The organism is Marinobacter sp. EhC06 (assembly GCF_001650915.1).
Classification (GTDB): Bacteria; Pseudomonadota; Gammaproteobacteria; order Pseudomonadales; family Oleiphilaceae; genus Marinobacter.
Map to the genome: position 1 here is coordinate 143,187 of NZ_LXYO01000033.1, position 24,889 is coordinate 168,075.

General features: G+C 57.9%; 28 protein-coding genes and 1 pseudogene. 17 read left to right on the forward strand and 12 right to left on the reverse strand.

Annotation, left to right across the window (positions count from 1 at the left end; genetic code table 11):
- Window positions 1–17: 17 nt before the first annotated feature.
- Window positions 18–1,706 carry an HAD family hydrolase gene (locus tag A8B84_RS16465; RefSeq protein WP_064227602.1) on the reverse strand — a complete coding sequence of 563 codons (1,689 nt, stop codon included), beginning with the start codon at window positions 1,704–1,706 and terminating at the stop codon, window positions 18–20.
- A 126-nt stretch (window positions 1,707–1,832) separates the two neighbouring features.
- Here A8B84_RS16465 and A8B84_RS16470 point away from each other — a divergent pair, with 126 nt between their 5' ends.
- From A8B84_RS16470 to A8B84_RS16480, 4 genes are all read left to right on the forward strand, one after another.
- On the forward strand, window positions 1,833–2,672 hold the full coding sequence (locus A8B84_RS16470; protein ID WP_064227601.1) for a cytochrome c oxidase assembly protein: 840 nt from the start codon (window positions 1,833–1,835) through the stop codon (window positions 2,670–2,672).
- Window positions 2,669–3,265: an SCO family protein gene (locus A8B84_RS16475; protein ID WP_064227600.1), complete on the forward strand. Its 597-nt coding sequence runs from the start codon at window positions 2,669–2,671 to the stop codon at window positions 3,263–3,265. The genes A8B84_RS16470 and A8B84_RS16475 overlap by 4 nt, the downstream gene beginning before the upstream one ends.
- Before the next feature lie 98 nt (window positions 3,266–3,363).
- The gene (locus A8B84_RS21360; RefSeq protein WP_082905199.1) at window positions 3,364–3,510 is read left to right on the forward strand and encodes a DUF2256 domain-containing protein; all 147 of its coding nucleotides are present in this window, start codon (window positions 3,364–3,366) and stop codon (window positions 3,508–3,510) included.
- A complete protein-coding gene (locus A8B84_RS16480) occupies window positions 3,507–5,024 on the forward strand; it encodes an FAD-binding domain-containing protein (protein ID WP_064227599.1) in 1,518 nt (505 codons plus the stop codon). The genes A8B84_RS21360 and A8B84_RS16480 overlap by 4 nt, the downstream gene beginning before the upstream one ends.
- 14 nt (window positions 5,025–5,038) lie before the next feature.
- On the opposite strand, the gene A8B84_RS16485 is transcribed toward A8B84_RS16480, so the two are convergent.
- The gene (locus tag A8B84_RS16485; RefSeq protein ID WP_064227598.1) at window positions 5,039–5,557 is read right to left on the reverse strand and encodes a hypothetical protein; all 519 of its coding nucleotides are present in this window, start codon (window positions 5,555–5,557) and stop codon (window positions 5,039–5,041) included.
- A gap of 151 nt (window positions 5,558–5,708) precedes the next feature.
- Complete coding sequence (locus A8B84_RS16490; RefSeq protein WP_064227597.1) at window positions 5,709–6,059, reverse strand: DUF3147 family protein; 351 nt, start codon at window positions 6,057–6,059, stop codon at window positions 5,709–5,711.
- Between the two features lie 144 nt (window positions 6,060–6,203).
- Between A8B84_RS16490 and A8B84_RS16495 the strand changes: the two genes are divergently transcribed.
- From A8B84_RS16495 to A8B84_RS16505, 3 genes are read left to right on the forward strand one after another with little or no spacing between them, the layout of a single operon-like run.
- Window positions 6,204–6,578 carry a hypothetical protein gene (locus A8B84_RS16495; protein ID WP_064227596.1) on the forward strand — a complete coding sequence of 125 codons (375 nt, stop codon included), beginning with the start codon at window positions 6,204–6,206 and terminating at the stop codon, window positions 6,576–6,578.
- Window positions 6,579–6,626: 48 nt separating this feature from the next.
- A complete protein-coding gene (locus A8B84_RS16500) occupies window positions 6,627–7,364 on the forward strand; it encodes a HupE/UreJ family protein (protein WP_227512670.1) in 738 nt (245 codons plus the stop codon).
- A gap of 15 nt (window positions 7,365–7,379) precedes the next feature.
- Window positions 7,380–8,075 (forward strand): hypothetical protein, encoded by a 696-nt coding sequence (locus A8B84_RS16505; protein ID WP_064227595.1) that lies wholly within the window; start codon window positions 7,380–7,382, stop codon window positions 8,073–8,075.
- A 49-nt stretch (window positions 8,076–8,124) separates the two neighbouring features.
- Here A8B84_RS16505 and A8B84_RS16510 read toward each other — a convergent pair whose 3' ends face one another.
- Genes A8B84_RS16510 through A8B84_RS16520 form a run of 3 tightly spaced genes read right to left on the reverse strand, consistent with a single transcriptional unit; the run spans window position 8,125 to window position 11,166 of the window.
- Window positions 8,125–8,871 (reverse strand): copper resistance protein B, encoded by a 747-nt coding sequence (locus A8B84_RS16510; RefSeq protein ID WP_064227594.1) that lies wholly within the window; start codon window positions 8,869–8,871, stop codon window positions 8,125–8,127.
- Entirely contained in the window at window positions 8,868–10,601 is a 1,734-nt protein-coding gene (locus A8B84_RS16515) for a copper resistance system multicopper oxidase (RefSeq protein WP_064227593.1), read from the reverse strand. The genes A8B84_RS16510 and A8B84_RS16515 overlap by 4 nt, the downstream gene beginning before the upstream one ends.
- 37 nt (window positions 10,602–10,638) lie before the next feature.
- Window positions 10,639–11,166, reverse strand: coding sequence for a cupredoxin domain-containing protein (locus tag A8B84_RS16520; RefSeq protein WP_064227592.1), 528 nt, complete (start codon window positions 11,164–11,166; stop codon window positions 10,639–10,641).
- Between the two features lie 201 nt (window positions 11,167–11,367).
- On the opposite strand from A8B84_RS16520, the gene A8B84_RS16525 reads away from it, so the two are divergent.
- The 4 genes from A8B84_RS16525 to A8B84_RS16540 all read left to right on the forward strand — a co-directional run bounded on the left by A8B84_RS16525 (window position 11,368) and on the right by A8B84_RS16540 (window position 14,570).
- The gene (locus tag A8B84_RS16525; RefSeq protein WP_064227591.1) at window positions 11,368–12,033 is read left to right on the forward strand and encodes a response regulator transcription factor; all 666 of its coding nucleotides are present in this window, start codon (window positions 11,368–11,370) and stop codon (window positions 12,031–12,033) included.
- The gene (locus tag A8B84_RS16530; RefSeq protein ID WP_064227590.1) at window positions 12,020–13,375 is read left to right on the forward strand and encodes a sensor histidine kinase; all 1,356 of its coding nucleotides are present in this window, start codon (window positions 12,020–12,022) and stop codon (window positions 13,373–13,375) included. Before A8B84_RS16525 ends, A8B84_RS16530 begins: the two co-directional genes overlap by 14 nt.
- The gene (cadR, locus tag A8B84_RS16535) at window positions 13,372–13,830 is read left to right on the forward strand and encodes a Cd(II)/Pb(II)-responsive transcriptional regulator (protein ID WP_064227589.1); all 459 of its coding nucleotides are present in this window, start codon (window positions 13,372–13,374) and stop codon (window positions 13,828–13,830) included. The genes A8B84_RS16530 and cadR overlap by 4 nt, the downstream gene beginning before the upstream one ends.
- 86 nt (window positions 13,831–13,916) lie before the next feature.
- A complete protein-coding gene (locus A8B84_RS16540; RefSeq protein WP_064227588.1) occupies window positions 13,917–14,570 on the forward strand; it encodes a cation transporter in 654 nt (217 codons plus the stop codon).
- Window positions 14,571–14,580: 10 nt separating this feature from the next.
- Here the strand turns inward: A8B84_RS16540 and A8B84_RS16545 are convergent, their stop codons facing one another.
- The gene (locus A8B84_RS16545) at window positions 14,581–15,498 is read right to left on the reverse strand and encodes an AEC family transporter (protein ID WP_064227587.1); all 918 of its coding nucleotides are present in this window, start codon (window positions 15,496–15,498) and stop codon (window positions 14,581–14,583) included.
- 193 nt (window positions 15,499–15,691) lie between these two features.
- Between A8B84_RS16545 and A8B84_RS16550 the strand changes: the two genes are divergently transcribed.
- The 6 genes and pseudogenes from A8B84_RS16550 to A8B84_RS16575 all read left to right on the forward strand — a co-directional run bounded on the left by A8B84_RS16550 (window position 15,692) and on the right by A8B84_RS16575 (window position 21,242).
- On the forward strand, window positions 15,692–16,141 hold the full coding sequence (locus A8B84_RS16550; protein WP_064227586.1) for a c-type cytochrome: 450 nt from the start codon (window positions 15,692–15,694) through the stop codon (window positions 16,139–16,141).
- Window positions 16,142–16,151: 10 nt separating this feature from the next.
- Window positions 16,152–17,567: a cbb3-type cytochrome c oxidase subunit I gene (locus A8B84_RS16555; protein WP_064227585.1), complete on the forward strand. Its 1,416-nt coding sequence runs from the start codon at window positions 16,152–16,154 to the stop codon at window positions 17,565–17,567.
- Window positions 17,568–17,623: 56 nt separating this feature from the next.
- Entirely contained in the window at window positions 17,624–18,580 is a 957-nt protein-coding gene (locus A8B84_RS16560; protein ID WP_227512669.1) for a 4Fe-4S binding protein, read from the forward strand.
- Between the two features lie 9 nt (window positions 18,581–18,589).
- A pseudogene (locus tag A8B84_RS16565) lies at window positions 18,590–20,412 on the forward strand (nitric oxide reductase activation protein NorD).
- Between the two features lie 5 nt (window positions 20,413–20,417).
- Window positions 20,418–20,990 (forward strand): cytochrome c oxidase subunit 3, encoded by a 573-nt coding sequence (locus tag A8B84_RS16570; protein WP_064227583.1) that lies wholly within the window; start codon window positions 20,418–20,420, stop codon window positions 20,988–20,990.
- A 12-nt stretch (window positions 20,991–21,002) separates the two neighbouring features.
- Window positions 21,003–21,242, forward strand: a complete 240-nt coding sequence (locus A8B84_RS16575) for a cytochrome C oxidase subunit IV family protein (protein WP_064227582.1) — start codon at window positions 21,003–21,005, stop codon at window positions 21,240–21,242.
- Between the two features lie 49 nt (window positions 21,243–21,291).
- Here the strand turns inward: A8B84_RS16575 and A8B84_RS16580 are convergent, their stop codons facing one another.
- The 5 genes from A8B84_RS16580 to A8B84_RS16600 form a co-directional block, all read right to left on the reverse strand.
- Window positions 21,292–21,666, reverse strand: a complete 375-nt coding sequence (locus A8B84_RS16580) for a hypothetical protein (RefSeq protein ID WP_064227581.1) — start codon at window positions 21,664–21,666, stop codon at window positions 21,292–21,294.
- Window positions 21,632–22,420 carry a CbbQ/NirQ/NorQ/GpvN family protein gene (locus A8B84_RS16585; RefSeq protein WP_064227580.1) on the reverse strand — a complete coding sequence of 263 codons (789 nt, stop codon included), beginning with the start codon at window positions 22,418–22,420 and terminating at the stop codon, window positions 21,632–21,634. Before A8B84_RS16585 ends, A8B84_RS16580 begins: the two co-directional genes overlap by 35 nt.
- The gene (locus A8B84_RS16590) at window positions 22,417–23,085 is read right to left on the reverse strand and encodes a hypothetical protein (RefSeq protein ID WP_227512668.1); all 669 of its coding nucleotides are present in this window, start codon (window positions 23,083–23,085) and stop codon (window positions 22,417–22,419) included. The genes A8B84_RS16585 and A8B84_RS16590 overlap by 4 nt, the downstream gene beginning before the upstream one ends.
- A gap of 79 nt (window positions 23,086–23,164) precedes the next feature.
- Window positions 23,165–24,358, reverse strand: a complete 1,194-nt coding sequence (locus A8B84_RS16595) for a cytochrome D1 domain-containing protein (protein ID WP_413772182.1) — start codon at window positions 24,356–24,358, stop codon at window positions 23,165–23,167.
- A 59-nt stretch (window positions 24,359–24,417) separates the two neighbouring features.
- Window positions 24,418–24,756 carry a c-type cytochrome gene (locus A8B84_RS16600; RefSeq protein WP_064227577.1) on the reverse strand — a complete coding sequence of 113 codons (339 nt, stop codon included), beginning with the start codon at window positions 24,754–24,756 and terminating at the stop codon, window positions 24,418–24,420.
- Window positions 24,757–24,889: the final 133 nt, after the last annotated feature.

The following is a 24,889-nucleotide window of genomic DNA, read 5'->3' on the forward strand; positions in this document are numbered from 1 at the left end:
GCAGTCACCGCGGAAAATCAGGGCGGCCCCACCTCGCAGGCCAGCACCAGCGCCCAGAACTCCGAGAAATCATTGACCACCACATCCGGCTTGTCCGGGTGTTTGTGGGTGCCTGGGAAAATCTTGTTCAGCCAGGGCAGATCCCACTGGGCCCCGTTGAAAAATACCGAGGTCAGGCCCGCGCGTTTGGCAGCAATGACATCCGTCGTGCTGTCGCCCACGTACCAAACGCTCGGATCCGGGGGATAGTCCAGCTTCTGAACCGCCAGCAGCAACTGATCCGGGTGCGGCTTTCGCAGGGGCGTGTCGTCGCCGCAGACGTCGACATCAAAAAGGTGGGTCCAGCCGGTGTCCTCCACCGCCGCCAGTTCATGCTCGAAAAACTCGCGATCCCGGTTGGTAATGACCCCCACCTGAATGCCCAGACGCCTTAACCCTTCCAAGACCTCCCGCACCTTCGGCTCAAAGGCCTTCACGGTTCCGTAGTGTTTTCGATAATGGTGGTTGAACGCCTGGTGGGCGATCTGTTTGGCCTCCTGGTCGTCGCCGAACAGCACCTCAAAAATGTCGGTCCGGGAAATCTTGCGGTCTGCTTTCACCTTGGGGTGCAGCTTCGCAAACTCCCGAACATAGGCAACCAGCTTCACATCTTCCGGGGTTTTGCTGTCTTCCGGCGCCACCATACGGTCCATGAGCTGCAGCTTGTGAAAATCCGGCAGCATGTCATCCACCGCGTGGTACATGGCGTCCAACGTATCCACCAGTGTGGCGTGCCAGTCAAACAGGATAACCGCAGGGCGGATGAGCTTGACCACCGCCGGGTGCCAGTCCGGCTCAATCCGTGGTTCAGGGCGCTGGGGTGGGGGGAAAGGCCGTGGGCGAACTTCAGCCGGCGCCTGCTCAAAAGCTTCCGGCTGGCCTCGTTCGAGCAGGGCCAGCAGGTCCATCAGGTCTTCAAAGCTGTCCAGAATGGCCGCAGGGGCATCCCGGTGCGAAAACCAGCTGTCGATTCGGCCGGATTCCCAGCAGGCCCCGTTGTAAAACACACCCGACACGCCGGCCTTGTTGGCAGTGAGCATGTCCACGTAGCTGTCACCGACATACCAGGCTTTTTCATCCGCTGGCAGATCAAGCTTTTCAAGGGCCTTGAGGATCACCTCCGGGTCAGGCTTGTACTCGGTTACGTCGTCGGCACACACCGTGGCATCAAACAGGTTCCGCCACCTGCCTTCGTCCACCGTCTGTAATTCCCGGTCCAGAAACTCCCGGTTCCGGTTGGTGGATACCGCCAGCCGTATACCCATGGCTTTCAGGGCGCAGAGGTACTCATACGCGCCGGGCTGAAACGGTTTCACCTGCCCGAAATACCGACGATAAGCCTCGTTGTAGGCCTTGTGGGCAATCAGCTTGGCTTCTTTGTCATCGCCGAAGATGGCGTTGAAGATGTCCGTCCGAGACACCCGGCGCTCGGCCAGAATGCGCGGATGCAGGCGCCGGAAGATTCGGATGTAACGCACCAGGCGTGCATCGTCCGATGTTCGGCATTTATCCTCCGGCAGCAGGCGTTCCACCAGCCCCAGGTCCTCCAGCTGCGGCAGCATGTCTTCCATGGCACTGAACATGGCATCGTGGGTGTCTACCAGGGTGCCGTGCCAATCAAAGATCAGCACTGACGGCGCTGAAATGGAATCACAGAATCGGGCCATGCCCCGCCTCCATCAGAAGTTTCCTGAAGCCGGCCTTGAAATCCGCCGCCGGGCCGGCAAAACTCGGCGGTACTGACAAGAAAGATAAACCCGGTTTCCAATGCGTGCACGCATCGAGTCTGATCCATGCCAGTATCGAGCTATTTGCTGCCCTACGATTTTTCTCCCCTGACCCTGCTCAGTTATATGCTGGTGCTCGGGTTTTATGGTGTCGGGCTACTGAGGATGCCGGAGCAGGATCGGCCGGGATCGGGCCGGATCGTCACTTTCACGCTCGGGGTCATGCTCTGCTATGCGGTGATGCAGACCCGCTTCGACTACTACTCCCAATACATGTTTTTCGTCCATCGTGGGCAGCACCTGATTCTTCACCACCTGGGGCCGATCCTGATTGCGCTGTCGAATCCCCTGCCCGTGATGCGGTTCTGGTATCGGAAGATGTCGCCGTCGGTTCGTTACTGGCTGCAGCCACTGGGTTGGATTTACCGGCTCCTGCAGCAACCGGTTATCGCATCGGTTCTGTTCGTGGGACTGATCTACTTCTGGCTCTGGCCGCCCATCCATTTTGACGCCATGCTCAGCCGGCAGCTCTACTGGATCATGAACTGGAGCATGTTGCTGGATGGCCTGCTGTTCTGGTGGCTGATCTTCGATCCCCGCTCCCCGGCAGTCACCAGTGCTCTGGGCTATGGCAAGCGTATCCTCCTGCTGGCGCTGGTGGCGATCCCCCAGATGATTCTCGGGGCCTGGATCGTGTTTTCCAGGGGCATGGTTTACGACGTTTACGAGGTCTGCGGCCGGGCGTGGCCCATGCCTCCGGAAACCGATCAGTTACTGGGCGGGCTCCTGACCTGGATTCCCCCGGCCATGATGAGCATCATTGGCATTCTGATCGTGCTTCGCCGGGCCATGCACGAAGATGGCAAATACCCCAAGAGCCGCTCTCTGGCAGGAGGAAACGCATGAGAAGAATGCTGCCACTGTGGTCTGTTTTCGTTGCCCTGATGCTCGCCGGCTGCACCGGAAAGGAAGAAAACTGGCATGGCAAGGATATCTCGGGCCTGATGCCCGAGCTGGAGTTTCAACTTCAGGGCACCAACGGTCAGCCAGTCACGGCAGCTGATTCGAAAGGCACCATCCGTCTGTTGTATTTCGGCTTCACCTCCTGCCCGGATGTTTGCCCGACCACGCTGACCGATCTGCGCCGCTCGGTTCAGCAACTTCCCGAACAGTATCGGGACGATGTCACCACCCTGTTCGTAAGCGTTGACCCGCGCAGGGATACCCCGGAACGCCTGGCCAGTTACGTGAATTTCTTCGGCGAGCGCATCGTTGGCCTGACCTCAGAAGAACCCGCGCTTCGAAAACTCGCCAAACGTTATAGAACCACCTTCGGTTACGACGATCCGGACGCCAGCGGTAATTACAACGTTTCCCACAGCAGCGCCGTTTACGTGTTTGATCGCAATGGCGACGCCCGGCTGCTGCTTCGTCCCGGCCTGTCTCCCGAACAGATCAGTGAGGACCTGGCTCAGCTGGCACGAAAATCAAGCTCCTGAGCCCCTCCTGCAACCGCCCCCGACGTTGATCCCGCCCGGCAGCGCAGACGTAGAAATCCATACATCCCGAATGGACGACACCGAAATGGAAGACACTGGTGCCCCATAAGAAGCTTAATCTCCCGGAGAAAACCTGCCCGGTCTGCCAGCGCCCGTTTGCCTGGCGCAAAAAATGGGCGAAGGACTGGGAAAAAGTTCGCTACTGCAGCGAACGTTGCCGGCGCGAGAGGAACACACAGTCATGACCACCGTGGTCTGGTTCAAGCGCGACCTGCGTACCCGGGATCATGCCCCCCTGGTTGCAGCGGCCAGCCTGGGCGAACCGGTCATACCGCTGTATGTCATCGAAGATGGGTACTGGCAACTGCCGGACACCAGCGGCCGCCAATGGGCGTTTATCCGGGACTCCCTGGACGATCTTGACCGGCAGTTGCGGAAGGCCGGCAGCCAGCTTCTGATGATGAGAGGGTCGGTCATTGATGCGCTGAAGCAGCTGCGGGCCCATCACAGCATCAACCGCATTTTCTGCCATCAGGAAACCGGCGGACACTGGACCTTCGAGCGTGACAAGGCGGTGATTGGCTGGTGCTCGGAGAACCAGGTGGAATTACGGGAATGGAACCAGTTCGGTGTGGTGCGACGCCTGACCGACCGGGATGTCTGGGACAAGGCCTGGACCGAGCTGATGCGCCAACCTGTATTGGAAGCCCCGACGAAAATGCCGGAAATGAAAGCCATCGAGGCCAGCTTGAGTGGCCGTGGCAGTCTCGACTTTACACGGCCGGATAGCTGCCCGGACCGCCAGATTGGCGGCAGCGCGAGAGGCGAAAAACTTCTCGCTTCTTTCCTCGACCGCCGCTGCGTCGGCTACCAGTACAACATTTCCAGCCCGAACACCGCGGTCAGGGCCTGCTCTCGCCTGAGCCCGCATATTGCCTACGGCACCGTCAGTCTGAGGGAGATTTACCAGGAGGCCAAGGCCACAGGCAATCACCGCAATACCCTGCCCAGAAAAAAGAAAAGCCTGACCAGTTTCCGGTCGCGATTGCACTGGCATTGCCATTTTATCCAGAAACTGGAGGACGAACCGGAGCTGGAATTCCGGGCGATGCACCGGGAAATGGAGGCGCTAAAAACCGGGCCCAATGATACCGAACGCCTGCAGCGTTGGCAGGAAGGTCAGACGGGCTGGCCCCTGGTGGATGCCAGCATGCGTGCGCTTAATCATTCGGGCTGGATCAACTTCCGGATGCGGGCCATGCTGATGGCGATTGCCAGTTACCAGCTGTGGCTGCACTGGCGCGATCCAGCCCTTCACCTGGCCCGGCTGTTTACCGATTTCGAACCGGGCATTCACTACTCCCAGACCCAGATGCAGTCCGGCCTGACCGGCATCAACGCCCTGCGAATCTACAACCCGGTGTTGCAAAGCCGGAAACTGGACCCCGATGGCGAGTTCATCCGGCGCTGGATTCCCGAGCTGGCTGGCGTGCCCAGTGAAATGATCCACACCCCATGGCTGATGACACCGGCCCAGAAAGAGCGTTACGGCGGCAACACCTACATCTCGCCGGTGTGCGATCATGAACAGGCGGCTCGGGTTGCCCGCAAGGCGGTTGGCGACTTTCACAAGCAGCGTGTTAGCAAGACAGAAACAGATCGGGTGCTGCTACGACACGGCAGTCGCAAGGGACCCGTCCAGAAACGCCCCCGCGTGCCATCGAAGCAGCAATCCGATCAGCTGTCACTGTTCGACTAGACGGCTTACCCGCATCAATTGCGGTCCAGTTGCCTCTGATGTTCCAGCATCTGTTCCATCATCAGCTGCATCTGGTTCATGCGGTTTTCCATCATTTCCAGGCGCTGCTCGTTGTCCATTCCCGGACCACCCGAACGGTTACCCTGGGCATTGCCAGACTGGTTCCGGCCTTGGCCCTGGCCCTGATTGTTCATCATGCCCTGGTTGTTCATCATTCCCTGGCCATTCCCCATCATTCCCTGACCATTGCCCATCATTCCGGGCCCCATCATGCCGCCACGCATCATCTGCATTTGCTCCTGCATGTACTCCATATGTTGCTCGCGCAGTCTCTGGCGTTCAGCGTTGGAGTCGGCGTTTCGCATTTCCTGCATCATTGCCTGCATGCGTGCCATGTTTTCATTCATCTGCTGCACTTGTTCCTGATTCATCATGCCAGCACCTGGCATTTGCCCGGAGTTGCCCTGAGCAAAAGCAAAGGCAGGCAAGGCGACGAACACGGAACATGCAACGAAACGGCTTAATCTGTTCATGAGATCCTCCTTAATTGGCTGCAACATTGTGCATCACCATCAGTAAAGACCATGAAACTGAATTGAGGCTGAAAAAGGACTGCGTAATCCGTTTAAGTCCACGCATGTTGATCTGTGTCATCCGAACACCCGTTGAACTTACGGGCGCGCTTCACAGGAGAAAGATGCCGAACTTTTTCGTGACAGCTGCCAGGGAGGCAAAGCAGGCAATTGTGACCATGGCGCCGATACCCAGGGACGGCCAGAAACTGAATCTGGCCATGAGGGAGGGAAACATCAGGAACATGGGCAAGGTGGGCAGCACATACCAGAAGGTATACCAGGCGTGATTACTGATTTTTTCTGCTGGTTGCTGCTCAACATAAAGCCAGATCATCGCCAGGACGGTCACCAAGGGCAGGGCTGCAATCAATGCACCCAACTTGTCACTGCGCTTGGCAACCTCAGAGATCAGGACCACCAGCGCAGCCGTTATTGCGTATTTGGTAATAAGCCATGTCATTTACACTTCCTCTGGCCAGGAAACATTTATTTGTTTTAATTCCTGCAAAACCGAACCGAAATGGTATTCTCTCTTCACAAACTATTCCAATACCCTCTGGCGGGTTAATGCACGCGCAGAGCCTTTGTCCGAAAGCTGGTTTTTATGATTACGGCCATCAACCGTAAAAAAGCGTTTCCGGTTATTGTCATGCTGATTGCTCTCATCGGCCTGACATTCTCGGTCATGGGAGAAACGTTATCCCACGGAGTACCGGAGCTGACTGAACCCAACATCCTGCACGAAGGCGATCACGACCACAGTCATGATCATCACAGCCACAGCGTGCAAGACCATCAAGACCGCCACTCTCATCATGACTCTGGCAACCACTCCCACGAGTCTGCAGACCGGTTGAAAATGCCGGTATTCTCCAACCTGACACCTTCACTCCGGCGCCCTGTTCCCTTTGCTGGAGAGAATCCCCGCAGTTTTCGTTACCGGCTCGACCGCCCGCCGAAGCTCTACACGATTGTCTGAGCAATGCTGCCTTAGCAGCTGAACGAAAATCCATTCTACGGAGTTACTATGCTGTCAACTTTGCTTGGCAAACCTCGCCACTGGGCGCGGGTTGCTGCCGGCGGAAATCGTTTTTTCTGGATATTCCTGACACTGGGCCTGCTCGGCCTCAGCTCTGATGCGTTGGCCCATGCCGTCGCCCAGGGCGACAAGGGATACATCCAGGAGATTACCGGCATAAACCTGATTGCTTTTACCTACCTCGGTGCCAAACACATGGTCACCGGTTACGACCACCTGCTGTTTCTGCTGGGAGTCATTTTCTTCCTGTACCGCATGCAGCACATCGCTATCTATGTGAGCCTGTTTGCCCTGGGGCATTCCACCACGATGCTGCTGGGGGTGTACTTCAATGTGGGCATCAACAGCTACATCATTGATGCGATTATCGGCCTGTCGATCGTGTACAAGGCACTGGACAACATCGGCGCCTATCAGCGCTGGTTTGGCTTTCAGCCCAACACCAAAGCCGCCACGCTCATCTTCGGCTTTTTCCACGGCTTCGGGCTATCTACCAAGATCCTTGAGTACGACATCTCTCCCGATGGGCTGATTCCGAACCTTCTCGCTTTCAATGTGGGCGTGGAAATCGGACAGCTCATTGCCCTGGCCATGATCCTGATTGCCATCAATTTCTGGCGCAAAACCGACGGCTTTTTCCGTCACGCCTACACCGCGAATGTGGCCATGATGAGTGCAGGCTTCCTGCTATTCGGCTACCAGCTTACCGGTTATTTCGTCGCCTGATTCTGGAGAACTTTTATGTACAACACCGACATACCTAATCGAGAAGAACTGCCAAGCACCGCGAAACTGATTCGATCGACCATTGTTGCCGCCATCGTGGCGCTGGTACTGCTGGTTACCGTTGTGATGCCCGCGGAGTACGCGCTCGATCCGACCGGAGCCGGTCGCTTGCTGGGCTTGACCGAAATGGGTGAAATCAAGGAACAGCTGGCCGAGGAAGCCGCCGCCGACGCGGAGGCCGAGATGGTTGTCGTTCAATCTTCGAGCGCACAAGGGCCTCAGGAAGTGGCGGAGCCTGTCATGACCGAGCCTGCAGAGGAATCGGTCTCTGCGCCCGAAGCGGAGGTCGCGGCCGCGGAACCAGAGCCCACACCTGAACCAGAAGCTGCCGAACCGCAGTGGCAGGATGAAGTAAGCGTGGTTTTGACGCCGGGCGAGGGAACCGAATTCAAACTCACTATGGAGGAAGGTGCTGTGGCCCGATTCTCCTGGGCGTCTGAGGGCGGCCCTATCAACTACGACACCCACGGCAACGGCAGCGGCCAATCCATCTCGTACGAGAAAGGACGAGGTGTTCCTGAAGATGAAGGCGAGCTTGAGGCCGCCTTTACCGGCGACCACGGGTGGTTCTTCCGGAACCGTAACGACAATAACATCACTCTGGTACTGCGCACTGGCGGAGACTATGGCCAGTTGAAGAAAGTGCTCTGAGGCGTGAGTGTGCCGGGGTGAGTTCTGCCCCGGCACGCTATCCGAAAGATCAGAAAGCGATTCGCGCACCAACCACCGCAAACCAGTCTTCCGTGCTTCCACCCTCGGCTTTCGCCAGATCTGCGGTATCGCCGTATTTCCGTTCATGCACCACACCCACGTAGGGCGAGAAAGCCCGGTCAATCAGATCGTAGCTCAATCTGAGGCCCGTTTCGGTAGAGCTCAGCCCTTTGCCCAGGCCAATCTCCCGGTCCTCACTGAATGCCACGGTGGCATCCAGCGCCGCCGAGAGAATCAAATGATTGGTCAGCAGCAGCTCGTACTCAGCATCGAACTCGGCCGAGGTATCGCCCTCGTCACTGACGTACAGGCTAGCATCCACTTCAAACCACTGCGGTGCCAGGCCGGTAAGCCCAAGAACCGCATAGGTGCGGTCCGGGCCTTCAGGCGTGTCGAACCGAACGCCTGCCTTGGCATCAAAGAACTTGGAGATGGGAGTCTGTGCTACTAGCTGGTTTTCCAGACTATCGTATGCCTGTTCTTCGATTTCATACTCACCCTTGGTCAGCCAGCGAAATCTCAGTTCGTCGGTGCCGTAGAAAATATCGGCATTCCAGACTCCAAGCTCCTCATCGTCGTCACTGTAACGATACTCGAACTCTTCGAACTGGACGCCCCAGGTTGTCAGGGCCTGCTTCCGGGCGGTAGTGTCCTCCATCATTTCCTGAGCGGTTACCGTGGTCGGCAACAGCAGTGAACTCAAGAGCCCCAGAGTCATGAATCGAACGCGGCTCATGCCTCACCTCCGTTGCCAGCGACAGCGTCGGTCTTGGCCTGCGTGGAGTCGGGACCACCCTCAACTATAACCTTCCGGAACATACCAGCGGCCGCGTGATAGGACAGATGACAGTGGAAGGCCCACTGCCCGGGCTCGTCCACCTCGGTTTCCATATAGACCGTGGTGCCAGGCTGAACACTGATGGTGTGCTTGATGGGATTCCACTGATCAGCCCCCACATCCAGAATGGACCACATACCGTGCAGATGCATGGGGTGGGTCATCATGGTTTCGTTCACAAACTTGAAGCGGACTCGCTCTCCATACTGAAGACGGATGGGATCGGCGTCCTCGTATTTCACGCCATTAATACTCCAGGTATAGCGCTCCATGTTGCCGGTGAGCTTCAGCTCGATCTCACGGGTCGGCTCACGATCCTCGTAAAGCGGATTCTGCGCTCTGAGATCCGCGTAGGAGAGGAACTTACCGCCATTTGCGGCCACCGGAACGATACCACTGCCTTCAGCATAGAAAGGATCGCTGGCTCCGTTCCCGGACATCATCATGCCACTGTGATCCATGCCCGCCATGCTTGAATGATCCATTCCGGCCATATCTGACTGTTCCTTACTTTCCATGGCGGAGTGATCCATGCCCGACATATCGGCAGATTCGGCCATCTCCATGCTTCCATGATCCATGCCGTGCATGCCGGCCATATCAGCCATGGTCAATCTTGCGGGTTCTCGCAATTCCGGGACCACACCCTCCATGCCCTCTTCCGGAGCCAGTGTTGCCCTGGCAAACCCGGAACGGCCCATGGACTCGGCAAAGATGGTGTACGCCTGCTCATCCCGGGGACGGACGATGACATCATAGGTTTCCGCAACGCCGATGCGGAATTCGTCCACATTAACGGGCTGAACATTGTTGCCGTCGGCCTGCACCACGGTCATGTTCAAACCGGGGATACGGATATCGAAGTAGGTCATTGCCGACGAGTTGATAAAGCGCAGCCGGATTCTCTCTCCGGGCTCAAAAATGCCCGTCCAGTTCTGATCCGGGCCTTTACCGTTGATCAAAGCCGTGAATCCCTGCAGATCCTCGACATCCGCCTTCATCATGCGCATGCCACCCCAGGCCATACGATCCTTCAGGGTATTCATGAAACCGTGCTCGGAGGCATCGGAGAAAAACTCACCCACGGTCTGCTGCTGACGGTTGTAGTAGTCAGGCATCATCTTCAGGTTGCGCATGATGCGGTCACCGGAGTGGGGATGTTTGTCGGTCAACTGAACCACGTACTCGCGGTCGTAGCGGAATGGCTCACGCCCCTCGGGTTCGATAACAATGGCACCGTAAGCACCGTCCGGCTCCTGAAAACCGGAGTGACTGTGAAACCAATAGGTGCCCGCCTGCTGTATAGGGAAACGATAGGTAAAGGTTTCCCCCGGCTGGATCCCCGGAAAACTGATACCGGGCACGCCATCCTGCTGATACGGAAGAATGAGTCCATGCCAATGGATGGAGGTCATTTCATCAAGATTGTTGGTGACATTAATCGTCACCTCTTCGCCCTGCTTGAAACGCAGAACCGGCCCCGGGGATTCCCCGTTATAGCCAATGCCCTCTTTGACAAAATCGCCGGTATCAATCTGGACCCGATCCACTGTCAGGTTGTATTCACCGGCCAGGCCGAACGCCGGCATCAGCAGGGCCGCAAGGCCTGCCAGAAAGGATTTCTTCATGGTTGACTACTCTCGACTACGTGGTTATCTGGAAGGATCAGTTGAAGTTCACGTCCCCGTACATACCGGCCTGGTAATGCCCCGGAACATTGCAGGCAAATTCGATGTTGCCTTGCTCGGAGAACTTCCAGACGATCTCTTTACTCTTGCCCGGCTCGAGAAGAACACTGTTGGGATCATCGTGTTTCATGGAGTGGCCGTCGCCCATATCCATTTCCATCATGTCGTGATTGAGCGTGCCTCCCTGAATAACACCATGTTCAACCATCATCATCATTTCTTCCTGATGGGCTTCATGCATGTCGGGAGTGCCGATATTGAATTCGTGAACCAGGTTGCCCTTGTTAACGACGACAAAACGAACTGTTTCACCCGGATTGACCTCGATAGATTCAGGCTCGTAATAGTTATCGTGCATTTCGACGTTGATGGTTCGGCTGACTTCGGAGGCCTTGCCGGGCTCCCCGCTGCCACCCCCGTGGCCACCACTGTGGGCACCGGCCGCAAAAACCGTTGCTGACATGGTCATGGCTGCGGCGGCAACCAGAAATGCGGATGCGTTCATCTTGTTTACTCCTGTGGAATAATGAGGATCAAATTACCCATGGCTTGCTTCGAAACTTGAGCAATATCCAGAAACGATGAATACCATCGCGCACCAACCTGAATCCTTTCTGAAAATGACCAATTATTTAGTGTTCAGGCTGGGTTCAGGTAAAAGCGCGACACTGGCACGCTCTGCAATACCTGTAGGAAGGGGACACACATGCGTTTAATGCTCGTCGAAGATGACCGACTGCTTGCGGACGGGCTAACCAACCAACTGGAAAAGGCCGGGTTCAGCGTGGATGCCACCTTCACCGCGAGAGAAGCGTCAGCGCTGGCCGATCAGGAAGAATATCGCGCCGTGGTTCTGGACCTCGGGCTGCCGGACGCAAATGGCCTGGACGTGCTTCGGAAATGGCGAACGCGCGGCATCAGCCTTCCGGTGCTGATTCTGACCGCCCGCGGCGACTGGCAGGACAAAGTGAACGGTCTGAAGGCCGGGGCCGACGATTACCTGGCCAAACCTTTCCAGACCGAGGAGCTGATTGCGCGGCTGAACGCCATCATTCGCCGTAGCGAGGGGCGGGTGCATTCACTGGTAAAGGCCGGCCATTTCGAACTGGACGAGAATCGCCAAAGCCTGAAACTGGCCGATGGCACGGAACACAGCCTCACAGGAACCGAATTCCGCTTGTTGCGTTGCCTGATGAGCCGGCCAGGGCATGTTTTCTCGAAAGAACAGCTTATGGAGCAACTTTACAACCTGAATGACAACCCCAGCGAAAACGTCATCGAGGCCTACATTCGGAGACTCCGGAAACTGGTAGGCACGGATACCATCTCGACGCGACGTGGCCAGGGGTACCTGTTTAATGACCTCGTTTAAGAAACCGGTATCAATCAGGGGAACCCTACTGGCACTGCTGCTGCCGGGCGGCATCCTTCTGATGGCCCTCGCATGGCTGGTGCACGGGCTCCTCCTTGACCGGATGTCCCGCCAATTTGTGGAAACCCGGCTCAAAGACGAAGTCGCTTTTCTGGAACACCAGATTCGCGATTCCAGTAGTCGGCTGGACACCCTACAGACCGGTGATTATTTCCAGGAAGTTTTTCACCACGCATTCGTTATCCATTCCGACACCCGGACCATTATCTCCCCCGAGAATTGGGCGCCGTTGTTGATGCCACTGGTGAAGTCCGGCGAGGAAGGTACACTGCGCGTCAGTGGCGCCGAAATTGCGGAGGCGCCCTCGGATATCCTTGCTTACAGGAAGTCCTTTCGCGTGGACGACCAGCCCATCGTGGTGATCGTTTCCGAGGACCTGGGTGCCTTGAGCCGGAGCCAGGCCGAGCTTCACGCCTGGACGGCCGTTGTTTCCCTGCTGCTGATCCTGCTGCTGGTTGGCGTTCTCTGGCTGGGCATCAACCTGTCCATGCGCCCCGTGGTGAGCCTCAAGGCCGCATTAAAGCGACTGCAGGATGGCGAGATATCGCGGATTGATGTCAGGGCCCCCGAGGAGTTCCAACCTCTCGTTCTGCAACTCAACCAGTTACTCGACTCATTGGACCAGCGGCTGGAGCGTTCCCGGGATGCGCTGGCAAATCTCTCCCACAGCGTTAAAACGCCCATCGCTGCCGTTCGCCAGATTCTGGAAGATACTGACCGCCCCCTCCCCAACGATCTCAGACAACAAATGGCCAGCAGGCTCGATGATATCGACAGACAACTTGAAGCAGAAATGCGGCGCAGCCGGTTCGCTGGTCCACAGGTTGGCAAAAGCGCCTATCCTCTGAAGCAGGCCCGGGACCTTCTCTGGATGCTCGGCCGGCTGTATCCGGCAAAATCCTTTGAAATGTCGACCGTACTGACCGAAGAACGACGCTGGCCTATCGAAGAGCACGACCTGAACGAGGTGTTGGGCAACCTACTGGACAATGCCGGCAAGTGGTCCGCCAGATTCGTTGAGCTTGGCCTGCAAGAGGATGGGAAAGGATTTGCCATCACCGTTGAGGACGATGGCCCCGGAATTCCTCCCGACGCGCTGGACACCCTCGGCACCCGAGGGCTGCGTCTGGACGAACAAACGCCGGGGCACGGCCTGGGGCTGGCCATCGTGCGGGAGATTACAGACCGCTATGGTGGTACCCTGAATTTCAGCTCCGGCTCGACCGGAGGATTCAAGGCAACGGTCCATTTTCCGGGTACTACCGGGGGGATAAGGCAGTGAAAATCGGTGAACTTGCAAAGACAACGGCCATTCCTGTTGAAACCATCCGCTACTACGAAAAAATCGGTTTGCTACCGGAACCGGACAGGGACAACAGTGGCTACCGTTCTTACCGCAATGCTCATTTGGACCGCCTCCTTTTTATCAAGCGCTGTCGCAACTTGGACATGGCCCAGGACGAGATCCGCGAACTGATCCGGCTGGCCGAGCAACCGGAAGCGGATTGCAGCGAAGTCGATGCCCTGCTGGCGCGCCATCTGAATCACGTACGGGAACGGCTCAAGGAGCTGGCGAGCCTTGAAGAAACTCTCGAGCAGCTTCAAGAAGCCTGTACCGATGGGCGCACTGTGCGCGAATGCGGCATTCTTGGCGGGCTTAGCACGGAGTTTGATACTCCAGAGCCCGAGGACCGCCACAACCACGTACCCGGCACCCATGGGACTCGCCAGAACTGACGAATCTCAAAAATTTCTGCAGCAACTGTTGACCCTATAGCTACTACAGGGTTTTCAATAAGACTATCTGAACCAAGGAGGTCTTTATGGCGTGCAGTTGCTCCGCCCCCGAACCCAAATCCCCTGCCCCGGGCTTTCGCAAAGCATTATGGATTGCCTTGTGGGTGAACCTGGCCATGTTCGTGGTGGAAGGCATCGCCAGTCTGTCATCCGGCTCGGTCTCTCTGATGGCGGATGCCATCGATTTCTTCGGCGACAGCGCCAACTACGTTCTGTCTCTGACAGTCCTCTCCATGGGTATGCTCTGGCGCGGTCGCGCAGCCATGGTCAAGGGCATCACCATGGCAGTGTTCGGCCTGGTGGTATGGGGCCGTGCCATCTGGGTGGTTCAGGCGGACATTACCCCGGAGCCGCTGACCATGGGAGCCGTCGGCCTGCTGGCGCTTGCTGCCAACATGAGCGTGGCCGCCATGCTGTTCAAATTCCGTGAAGGCGATTCCGACATGCGGTCTGTCTGGCTATGCAGTCGCAACGATGCCATCAGCAACATCGCTGTTATGGTAGCCGCCCTTGGTGTGTTCGGGACCGGGACAGCCTGGCCAGACCTGATTGTAGCCGCCATCATGGGCACGCTGGCTATAACGGCCGGTATCAGTGTGGTGCGCCATGCCCGGAGCGATATCGCAGAAGCCAGGGCCAGCGAAGCGGAACCGACGGCGACGCCCTCGAGCAGCCGCTAGTAACCCGATACTAGAACGCCAGCGAAATCATCACCGGGATAAACGCCAGGGCGAACAGCGTGGTCAGCAATACGGTACCCGCTGCCTGCCTTGGCGAAGTATCCAGCAACGTGGCGATAACCACGGTATTGGCGGCAATCGGGGTGATCGAGATCAGGAACATGGCCTTGTGTACCGCCGGTTCATATATGCCCAGAAGTGTTGCATCAACCCACCAGAACACGATGGCAACCAAGGGCCAGACAACGAACTTCCCGAAGAATGCCAGGGCGGTGAAACGGACATTGCCCGCCAGGCCACGAAAGCTGGTGATGCTCATACCGATAATCATCATGCCCAGAATGCTGTAGGCGCCGCGCAGGTTATCGAACAGCGGCACAAAGATATCGGGAATACCAACACCCGCCAGATTCAGGAAGACTGCCGCCAGGAAGGCGTATACCGACGGGAGCTTCAACACCCGCCAGAGTGCGTCCTTGATGCTGTAACGGCCCCGGGCAGCCAGATAGAAGCCTACAGAGTTCTCGAACAGCGTGGTGCCCAACATGCACACAATATAGAGCCCAAGCCCTTCTTCCCCGAAAAGCAACAATGCCACCGGCACACCGAAGTACCCGGTGTTACCGGAACCCACACACAGGGGAATGATGTTGGCACTGCCATCGGAGAGCACCCGCTTTGCCAGCTTTAATTGCACGATTCCCAGAACAGAAGAGATTCCGAATACCAGAAAGGGCAGCAGGATGACTTCCGGAGAAAGCGGCGCGGCCATAACTCCGGAAAACACCACGGACGGCGTCACGATATAGAGCATTATGCCGGCAATGTGGCGGCCGCTGGCCTCAAGATAGCGACCGGCAATCCAGCCCAATGCAACCGTTACATAGAGCGGGATAAGCTTGAAGAAAAGGGCAAATGCAGCGGCCATCGGGACTCCGTGAGGAAAGGGGAAACTTCCAGCGATAGGTGCTCGAGTCTATCACCTACCCCTCCGGAGGTAACTCCCTGGCGCAATGGTGAAATATCCGGACATGCTTGACAATGATCAACAGTATTATGGATGCATCTTTATATCCTAGCAGGGCAGTCAGGTATTTCACAAAGACCAAGGAGAGAGACCCATGGCCGAGCGCTTTACCAAAAGCATGGCCAGGAACATTTATCTGGGGGGAAGTGCATTCTTCGTCCTGTTGTTTCTGGCGCTGACTTTTGACACCCAGATTCGGGCGATGCCCGAGAGGGACAACCGCGACCAACTCACCGATCAGGTGGTTCGTGGCAAACATGTCTGGGAGAACAACAACTGTGTGGGTTGCCACTCCCTGATGGGTGAAGGTGCGTACTTTGCGCCGGAACTTGCCAACGTATTCGACCGCCGCGGTGCAGGGAACAGCGAAGTCTTCCAGGCGTACATGAACGCCTGGATGAACGCCATGCCCACCAATGTACCCGGCCGCCGCCAGATGCCCCAGTTCAATCTGACCGATCAGGAAATCGAAGATCTCGCTGCCTTCCTGGAGTGGACTTCAAAGATTGACGATAACGACTGGCCACCCAACATCGAAGGCTGAGGGAAAAGACATGAAATACGAATCCCAAAGGGTAGCAATGCCCTACTTCATCTTTGCCCTGGTTCTGTTTGCCGGCCAGATTCTGTTCGGCCTGATCCTCGGTCTCCAGTACGTTGTAGGTGATTTTCTGTTTCCGGAAATCCCCTTCAACGTTGCCAGGATGGTTCATACCAACCTGTTGATTGTCTGGTTGCTCTTCGGCTTTATGGGGGCAACCTATTACCTGGTTCCGGAAGAAGCACAGACCGAGCTGCATAGCCCGCTGCTTGCCTGGATTCTGTTCTGGGTTTTCGCGGTCGCAGGTACGCTGACCATTCTTGGCTACCTGTTTGTGGATTACGCCACCCTGGCGGATGTCACGATGAACAAGCTGCTGCCAACAATGGGGCGTGAATTCCTTGAGCAACCCACGATTACCAAAATAGGCATAGCGCTGGTTGTCGTCGGATTTCTCTACAACATCATGATGACGGCACTGAAAGGTCGGAAAACCGTGGTCAACATTGTGTTGATTACCGGTCTCATTGGCCTTGCCGTGCTGTGGATGTTTTCTTTCTACAACCCGGGCAACCTTACTCAAGACAAGTACTTCTGGTGGTTCGTGGTGCACCTGTGGGTTGAAGGCGTCTGGGAACTCATCATGGGCGCGATCCTGGCCTATGTTCTGATCAAGCTCACCGGTGTTGACCGCGAAGTCATCGAGAAATGGCTGTACGTAATCATCGCCATGGCGCTGATTACCGGCATCATTGGCACCGGACACCACTTCTTCTGGATCGGCCCACCCGAATACTGGCTGTGGCTGGGGTCTGTGTTCTCTGCCCTTGAGCCCCTGCCGTTTTTCATGATGGTGATCTTTGCCTTCAATATGATTAACCGGCGTCGGCGCAATCATCCCAACAAGGCCGCCATGCTGTGGGCTATGGGTACTGCGGTTATGGCCTTCCTGGGGGCTGGTGTGTGGGGCTTCCTCCATACCCTTGCGCCGGTCAACTACTACACCCACGGCAGCCAGATTACCGCAGCCCATGGGCACATGGCGTTCTACGGCGCCTACGTGATGATAGTACTGACCATCATCTCCTACGCGGTTCCCATAATGCGGGGCCGGCCTTACGGCAACAGCAATACCGCGCAGATTGTCGAGATGTGGGGGTTCTGGCTGATGACCATCTCCATGGTATTCATCACGCTGTTCCTGACCGGCGCTGGCGTATTGCAGGTCTGGCTGCAGCGACTTCCGGAAAGCGGTGAAGCACTGTCGTTTATGGCCACCCAGGACAATATTGCGCTGTTCTACTGGATGCGCCTGGTCGCCGGCTGTTTCTTCATGGCGGGCCTGGTGGTGTACTTCGGCAGCTTCTTCATCAAGGGCCAGGCGGCCCCGGCTGAAGAAGTCCGCGGACCAGCCACTCAGGAAGCGTGAAAACGGCGGGCCGGAGCAGGCGCTCCGGCCCGCATAACCTTCAACGGATGTTTACCGTGCATGCGCAGACGATCCCGAACAAGGACACCCTCCAGAAGAAGCGGTTGCTGACACGCACCGCCTTCTTCGGGCTGTTTCTGCTTGCACCGGTGCTCAATATTTTTCGCTACGATCTTACCGAAACCCACTTTGTGCTGCTGGGTTTTCCGCTGTCATTCAATCTTGAGCTGGCCTGGGTCAGCCAGAGTTCACCGACAGAGGTAGCCGGGCAGATCCTGGTCTGGTTCATACTTCCCATTACCCTGCTGGTACCACTGGTGCTCTGGATCGCCTGGAAATGGGGCAGGATCTACTGTGGCTGGCTGTGCCCGCATTTTTCGGTAGTGGAGGCCATCAACCATCTGATGACCCGGGTAACCGGCAGACCCACCCTTTACGAAGCGCTACGCAAAGGCAGGCGTGGCAAGGCCCTGCACTGGGCCGGGCTGGGCCTGGTGTGCGCACTGATCGGGTTCTCCTGGGCCCTGGCCATGCTGTCTTACCTGCTGCCGCCCATTCCACTGTACATCGATCTGGTGACCGGCCAGCTGGCTTTTTATCCGGCGGTGTTTCTGGCCGTGGCCACGACTCTTTTTACTCTGGACTTCCTCTTCGCGCGGCACCTGTTCTGCAAGTATGGCTGTGCTTTCGGCGTGGTCCAGAGCATTGCCTGGATGACCAATGGCAAAGGCAGCGTGGTCACCTTTGATACCAAGCGGGCCGCCGCCTGCCGCGATTGCACCAGGGCCTGCGATGAGGCCTGCCCCATGCGGCTACCGACCCGCAGCCACAAGCGGGCAAAATTTACCTGCACCCAATGCCTGCAGTGCGTCAGCGCCTGCCGGGAGGTTCAGAAAAACAATCCGGACGGCTCCCTGTTGAGCTGGGAGCCGGGTGAACCGGGCAAACAGACCGTGCTGATTCCCGTTCGCCAGGTTGATCCATCCACCCACCAACACAGCGCCCGGGTCTGAGGAGTTCCAATGGAAGAATGGGTCGGCTTCAAGTGGCACGAATACATTACCCGGCAGGCGATGGGCGAATTCCCGGAGCATGCGGTACACCTGAAAGACGAAGCACGAACCCTGGGCGTGCTGTTCCGGGCCCTGGGCGGCGACCCGGCGCTCAGCCTCGTGACCGCAGAGCCGCGCCATTTTCGCACCCGCCGCCGGTTTCTGCAGAAACTGGCCGGCACCCACCGGAAATTCGAGCTGGCCTGGCGGGATGAGCAGAGCCTGAGGCTGCCCGAACGGCTGGCGCTGTTCCCCTCCCGTTCCGTCAACCGCGATCTCTATCTGTGGCTGGCGGCCCTGGCGTCTCTTGGCGAACTGACCGACTCCGACTGGCTGACCGGCAATCAGGCCATGGTCCAGACCCTGCTGGCCAAGTGGCCGGGGCTGGAGCCGGTATACCAGCGCCTGGTGCGCCATACCCTGCAATGGCGACCGGATCCCGGTAGCCTGCCTCCAGCCGAAGGTCGACGCGAAAAGGCCATCCGACAGGCGCTGATTGATCCGGGTAGCGTGGCCTCCCTGCCACGGGCTGAATCCGATCCCTGGCCCGTGGTTATCTGGCTTTACCCTACCCTCGCCCTGGGCAAGGTGACCGGGCAGATCATCGGCGATGACAACCTGACATCCACACCGGGTGGTCTGGCGAAAAAACGCAAGCGCCGGCGGGCCGAACGGGTCGATGCGTTCGATAAGGATCAGGGCCTGATGCTGTTCCGGCTGGAGAGCCTGTTTTCCTGGAGCGAGTTTATCCCGGTGGACCGGGCCGGTGACGATACCGAGGAAGACGACGCCGACGCCGTAGCCGATGACATGGATATGATCTCCGTCTCCAAAGACCGCCGCGAGGCGTCGTCGGCCATCAAGTTCGATCTGGACCTGCCGTCCGAGGAGAATGACGACCTGCACCTGGGCCCGGGCATTCACCTGCCAGAGTGGGACTGGCGCAGCCAGAGCTATCGCGAGAAGTTCTGTTGCCTGCAGCCGATGCTCAGTAAAGAATCGGTGCCGACCCGCCTGCCCGACCACCTGTCCCGGTCCGCCATGAGGCTGCGCCGGCAGTTCAGCGCCCTGAAGCCGCTCCGGCAATGGGAGCGCCGCCAGACCGAGGGCGAGGAGCTGGATCTGGACGCCTGCATGGAGCGGGAGGTCCAGCACCGTCGTGGCATCGGTGTTATCGACCAGAAACTGTTTCGCCGCTGCAAGCAAAACCAGCGGGATCTTACGTGCCTGATTCTGGCGGACATTTCCATGTCCACGGACACCTTCATCAACAACAGCCAACGGGTGATCGACATCGCCCGGGACGGTCTGCAATTGCTCAGCGAAGCACTCCAGGCCAGCCGCGACCCCTTTGCGATTTTTGCCTTCTCCTCACGCCGCCGGGACCACGTAAGGTTCCACCACATCAAGTCCTTCGACGAACCCTTCAACGACATCAGCCGGGGCCGAATCCAGGCGCTGGAACCAGGCTACTACACCCGCATGGGCGCTGCCGTACGCCAGGCGACCCGTTTGCTGCAGGGGCGCCACGAACACCAGAAAATCCTGCTGCTGCTTACCGATGGCAAACCTAATGACCTGGACCTGTACGAGGGCCGCTACGGCGTGGAGGACACCCGAATGGCGGTGCAGGAAGCCCACAAGGCGGGCCTGACCCCTTCTGCGTCACCATTGATGACGACGCCAATGAATACCTGCCCTATGTCTTTGGCAGCAATCATTTCGTGGTCATCAAGGATCCGACGCAGCTGCCGCTCCAGCTGCCCAAACTCTACATGAACCTGACCCGCTGAGACCGATGCAAACATCTGCCCCGACACCCAACCACCTGCCCGGCGACCTCGCCGTCTGGTTCTTCATCTTCGCGGAACTGGCGGTGTTCGGAATTCTGTTCATCGGTTTCGGCGTCGCCCGCAGCCTGGATCCGGACACTTTCAGCGCCGGCCGAGAGGTACTGCATCCCTGGACCGGCCTGATCAATACGGTCGGCCTGATCACCGCCAGTTACCTGGTGGCCGTCGCCGTTCACCGCCTGCGCGATCGTCAGGGAGGCGTCACCCCACTGCTATGGGGCGCCATCGCGGCTTCGGGCATCTACACCTTTGGCAAACTCTGGGAGTACGCAGACCTTTACAGCAACGGCTACAACGTGGGGACCGACACCTTCTTCATGTTCTATTTTTTCCTCACCTTCTTCCACTTCATGCACGTGGTCCTGGGCCAGATCATCCTGGTGGTTCTGGCGGTAAAGGTCACCAGAGGCGACTACAACGGCGACGACATGAACGGCATGGAATCTGGCGCATCCTACTGGCACATGGTGGATCTGGTGTGGCTGGTCTTGTTCCCGATGCTTTATGTTCTGGCGTAAGGAGGAGTCTCGATGCTAGCGGTTTACATCGCCCTGATGGTTTGCACCATGACGCCTGTGATTGCTATGCAGGCCGGTGCGGATGCTTCTGTTCTCGTGTGGCTGGTTTTTGCACTGGTGATCGTGAAAGCGGTTCTGCTGGTCGATCATTTTATGGAAATGCGCCATGCACCAGTTGGCTGGCGAGTTGCCGCCCAGGCCTGGGCGCCGGTCGTGGTGGTGGTCGTTGCGGGGTTTCATGCCATGGGCTGAACTTGGGGCCAGATGAAAGCGTTCATCTGACCCCGTCTTCACCCCGTCTTCACAGAAAACGTCGTGGAAAATAGGGCGGCTTGTCACCAATCGCCTGAGCCAGCGCGATCATCCCCCACAAGACGAACGACGTGTGCAGAACAATTGCCCAGACAATGGCGCCCGTCCAGAAGTTACCGGTATTGCCAAACAGCAGCCAGAACACCCCGATGCCGGAGAAAATCAGCACCGCGCCGATAATCGACATGTAAAACGATGCCCGGGTATGGGCCCGCCGCAAGGCCGGTGCCTGTTCAGAGCTCAGGAACAGCCAGGCCAGCACCGCGAAGCCGATAACCGGCAGAGCCAGCAGGTTCAAAAGGTACCAGGCAACAGGAACGACGGCTCCACTACTGGCCTTCGTCTGACCTCCCGAATACGGCATAGACCACCTCCATGAGTGCACTGACAGTTGCTTCGTCGTCCGACAACGGCTCGATCATCCCCGCCCGGCAGGCGTCACTCACCGGAACGCCAGCACGCACCAGATGCGCGGTATGAATCAGCAGGCGTGTCGACGCCGCCTCTTCCAGATCATGATCCTTCAGATTGCGGACCGACCGGGCCAGGTTGACCAGTTGCTCCGCCAGCTCCCGGTTGCAGCCGGACTCCTCGATCACGATGGTCTGTTCCGCCTCCGCGCCCGGGTAGTCGAAACTCATCGAAACAAACCGCTGGCGGGTACTGGGTTTCATGCCCTTGAGCAGGCTCTGGTAGCCCGGATTGTAGGAAACCACCAGCATAAAGCCCGGAGCCGCCTTCAGCACCTCGCCGGTGCGTTCGATGGGCAGCTCACGGCGATCATCCGCCAGCGGGTGCAGAACCACGGTGGTGTCCTTGCGGGCTTCCACCACCTCATCAAGGTAGCAGATGCCACCTTCACGCACCGCCCGGGTCAAGGGGCCGTCCTGCCAATAGGTGCCCTCGGGCCCGATCAGGTGGCGCCCTACCAGGTCAGCGGCGGTCAGATCGTCGTGACAGGCAACCGTATACACCGGTCGCCCGAGCTTCTCGGCCATGAACCGGACGAAGCGGGTTTTGCCACAGCCTGTAGGGCCCTTGATCAGCACAGGCAAACCGTTGGTTGCCGCCGCCTGAAAGAGCTCGATTTCGTTGCCAACCGATTGGTAAAACGTCATTGCACTGAATCCTCTGAAAACTGTTTGTCGGGCAAGGCAAAGCCAAATACCCATTCAGGGAAGATAACAAATGTCTGCGAGTCATCTTCCCGCTGCAACCTGAGCAATGCCCGCTCACAAACCATTGCCGCCTGGCCCCAGCCAGCCTGACGGTACCAGCCAGCCGCCTCTACCGGCCTGCCCTGCCAGCTCACCAACAGGTTGTTCCCGGCCAGAAACGGCCTCACAAAGCCCAACTCTGAAACCGCCGCATGGGTGTTGTTGTGAAGCAACAGGCCCAAAGCAGAGCTGTAGTCACCGGCTTCGTACAACTGCTCCGCGCCGGGCATGAAGCCCTGTTCTTTCAGCGCCGCCAGAGGCAGCCCGGCGCCCAAGGGATCTGTGCCGGCAACCGTCGCAAGGTCACGCCCCTGCAGGTCTCGGATATGCCTCACACCGGCCGTCCTGCGCGTTACCCAGACGGGAACCGGAAGCTGCCCATTCCGGTTAACGGCCGCCAGGATCGGCGAGCGCCCCTCCGGAGCGACCGGCAGGAACGCCAGTGCAAGGCTCTGGATCTGCGTGTTAAACCGGAGATCGGCCAGGCACCCTTCTTCTCGCAGATACTCCGTCAGCCGGTAGTGCGCCACATCGGTCACGCTGGTGGCGGACTCAACGCCGAGCACAATCCGTGTATCCCCATTATCCGCCTGCGCTGCACACGACAGGCCTGCCAGTAGAGCGACAGACGCCGCCCGCCACACTCTAGAGACCCAGGGCATGGGCCCGACTGGTAAAGAAGATGCCACTGGGCTTTTCGGCACTGAGCGTCGCAACCGGCTCCAGGGTGCGGGTGCTGTAGACGGTTACCCGGTTACTGTCCCTGGCAGACACCCACACTTCCTCACCACGGGGGGTAAATTCCATGTGCAGAACCGCGTCACCGGGCTCCAGAGTACGGATAATTTCATGGGTCTGTGAGTCAATCACCTGAACCACATCGTTGGTCGGGTGGGCAAAGCTTACCCAGATCTGGCGGTTGTCCGGACTGGCCATCACAAACACCGGCTGGCCCTGTACGGGAATCCGATCAATCAGGGACCAGGTGTCCGTATCTGCTACCAGCACCTGATGGTGACCGACGGCCGGCACAAAAGCCCGGCCGTCGGCGATGGCCCAGCCTTCGAGGTGGGGCATCTTGTACACCGGAAGTTTCTGTTCGCCCTTGCCATAATCCGGAAGAATTTCAGTCACACCCTGGCCCGGGTTCCACAGATCCAGCATAGACAGGCCGTCTTCACCAAACAGACCGGCAATGTAATAACGGCCATCCGGGGTGATCAGCGCGTCGTAAGGTGACTTGCCCGCCTTGAAGCGGGTGGGCTCGGCCGACCCATCACTCATGTCGAGGGTCCAAATCTCACCGGCCTCGAACAGGCTGAACACAAACTGGTTACCCGGCGCGTCTACCAGACCGACTGTTTTTGACTGTCCCGATTCGCTGTGTCCACTGGTGTAGTTAGCGGTCACATCCGTCACCAGCGCCAACGTCTGGCTGTCAAAAATCTTCACGCCTCCCGGCTCGTAGTTGGACACGGCCACAAAGCGGCCATCCTGAGATATCGCGCCGCCAATACTGTTACCCGACTGGATAATGCGATCGGCAATGGTTTGGGTCAGCAGATCCACTTTGGTGAGCCCGCCATCCCTTCCGAATACATAGCCGTATCGGGCGTCCCTGGAATAGACAACCGATGCATGAGACAGATCCCCCAACCCTTCGACTCGCCCGAGAATCTGGTGGCGGGAAGTATTAATGACCAGTACTGAGCCAGAAGCGCGTTCAATAATCAGGCCCAGATCACCCGTTCCCATGAGCTCAGGATGAGGCCCTGCCCCCGCCGATCCCTGGAACGTCTGACACCCGGCCAGGCCCAAGATCAGGAACAACGCCAGGATCAGTTTTTCGGGCAACTTGAATGTCGGACTCATGCTTGATTATTCCTCCAGGTTGGCCATCAGGGCGACAACAGTACTCCGGTTTTCAACCACTCGCTGATCCAGTGGATCTCTTCCGGAGATAACAATGGCTTCCAGGGTGGCATCGCTGTGCCTGGTACCCCCTCCCGGATAATGGCGGCAATGGCCTCTACCGGAAGGTGGTCGAGATTCTCTGGCCGCAAGGGTGGCCCCAGACCTCCTCTCAGGGTCAGTCCATGACAAGAGCCACAATCCTGGACCACAAGATTGGCAAGACGGGCAAGGCTCTCATTCCGGTCTGTGTTGTCGTCGCCCAAAACAGTGACGGACAGTATGCTCAACCCTAAAAAAAGAAGTGCCACAATCAGCATTCGCATCTGCGCTTCCCGCCAAAAGCCATTCACACGCTACATCCTCCCGAGTCCCAGCCACATCGTGAAGACAGCAATAACACTCATCCTTGATATTTGTTAATAGAGCCCTTCAGATCCAGAACTATTTTGGATTACC

Excerpts from the sequence above, each read along its gene's own strand:
- A8B84_RS16465 (WP_064227602.1), bottom strand. The coding sequence starts at position 1,706 with ATGGCCCGATTCTGTGATTCCATTTCAGCGCCGTCAGTGCTGATCTTT.
- A8B84_RS16470 (WP_064227601.1), top strand. The coding sequence starts at position 1,833 with ATGCCAGTATCGAGCTATTTGCTGCCCTACGATTTTTCTCCCCTGACC.
- A8B84_RS16475 (WP_064227600.1), top strand. The coding sequence starts at position 2,669 with ATGAGAAGAATGCTGCCACTGTGGTCTGTTTTCGTTGCCCTGATGCTC.
- A8B84_RS16480 (WP_064227599.1), top strand. The coding sequence starts at position 3,507 with ATGACCACCGTGGTCTGGTTCAAGCGCGACCTGCGTACCCGGGATCAT.
- A8B84_RS16485 (WP_064227598.1), bottom strand. The coding sequence starts at position 5,557 with ATGAACAGATTAAGCCGTTTCGTTGCATGTTCCGTGTTCGTCGCCTTG.
- A8B84_RS16490 (WP_064227597.1), bottom strand. The coding sequence starts at position 6,059 with ATGACATGGCTTATTACCAAATACGCAATAACGGCTGCGCTGGTGGTC.
- A8B84_RS16495 (WP_064227596.1), top strand. The coding sequence starts at position 6,204 with ATGATTACGGCCATCAACCGTAAAAAAGCGTTTCCGGTTATTGTCATG.
- A8B84_RS16500 (WP_227512670.1), top strand. The coding sequence starts at position 6,627 with ATGCTGTCAACTTTGCTTGGCAAACCTCGCCACTGGGCGCGGGTTGCT.
- A8B84_RS16505 (WP_064227595.1), top strand. The coding sequence starts at position 7,380 with ATGTACAACACCGACATACCTAATCGAGAAGAACTGCCAAGCACCGCG.
- A8B84_RS16510 (WP_064227594.1), bottom strand. The coding sequence starts at position 8,871 with ATGAGCCGCGTTCGATTCATGACTCTGGGGCTCTTGAGTTCACTGCTG.
- A8B84_RS16515 (WP_064227593.1), bottom strand. The coding sequence starts at position 10,601 with ATGAAGAAATCCTTTCTGGCAGGCCTTGCGGCCCTGCTGATGCCGGCG.
- A8B84_RS16520 (WP_064227592.1), bottom strand. The coding sequence starts at position 11,166 with ATGAACGCATCCGCATTTCTGGTTGCCGCCGCAGCCATGACCATGTCA.
- A8B84_RS16525 (WP_064227591.1), top strand. The coding sequence starts at position 11,368 with ATGCGTTTAATGCTCGTCGAAGATGACCGACTGCTTGCGGACGGGCTA.
- A8B84_RS16530 (WP_064227590.1), top strand. The coding sequence starts at position 12,020 with ATGACCTCGTTTAAGAAACCGGTATCAATCAGGGGAACCCTACTGGCA.
- A8B84_RS16540 (WP_064227588.1), top strand. The coding sequence starts at position 13,917 with ATGGCGTGCAGTTGCTCCGCCCCCGAACCCAAATCCCCTGCCCCGGGC.
- A8B84_RS16545 (WP_064227587.1), bottom strand. The coding sequence starts at position 15,498 with ATGGCCGCTGCATTTGCCCTTTTCTTCAAGCTTATCCCGCTCTATGTA.
- A8B84_RS16550 (WP_064227586.1), top strand. The coding sequence starts at position 15,692 with ATGGCCGAGCGCTTTACCAAAAGCATGGCCAGGAACATTTATCTGGGG.
- A8B84_RS16555 (WP_064227585.1), top strand. The coding sequence starts at position 16,152 with ATGAAATACGAATCCCAAAGGGTAGCAATGCCCTACTTCATCTTTGCC.
- A8B84_RS16570 (WP_064227583.1), top strand. The coding sequence starts at position 20,418 with ATGCAAACATCTGCCCCGACACCCAACCACCTGCCCGGCGACCTCGCC.
- A8B84_RS16575 (WP_064227582.1), top strand. The coding sequence starts at position 21,003 with ATGCTAGCGGTTTACATCGCCCTGATGGTTTGCACCATGACGCCTGTG.
- A8B84_RS16580 (WP_064227581.1), bottom strand. The coding sequence starts at position 21,666 with ATGCCGTATTCGGGAGGTCAGACGAAGGCCAGTAGTGGAGCCGTCGTT.
- A8B84_RS16585 (WP_064227580.1), bottom strand. The coding sequence starts at position 22,420 with ATGACGTTTTACCAATCGGTTGGCAACGAAATCGAGCTCTTTCAGGCG.
- A8B84_RS16600 (WP_064227577.1), bottom strand. The coding sequence starts at position 24,756 with ATGCGAATGCTGATTGTGGCACTTCTTTTTTTAGGGTTGAGCATACTG.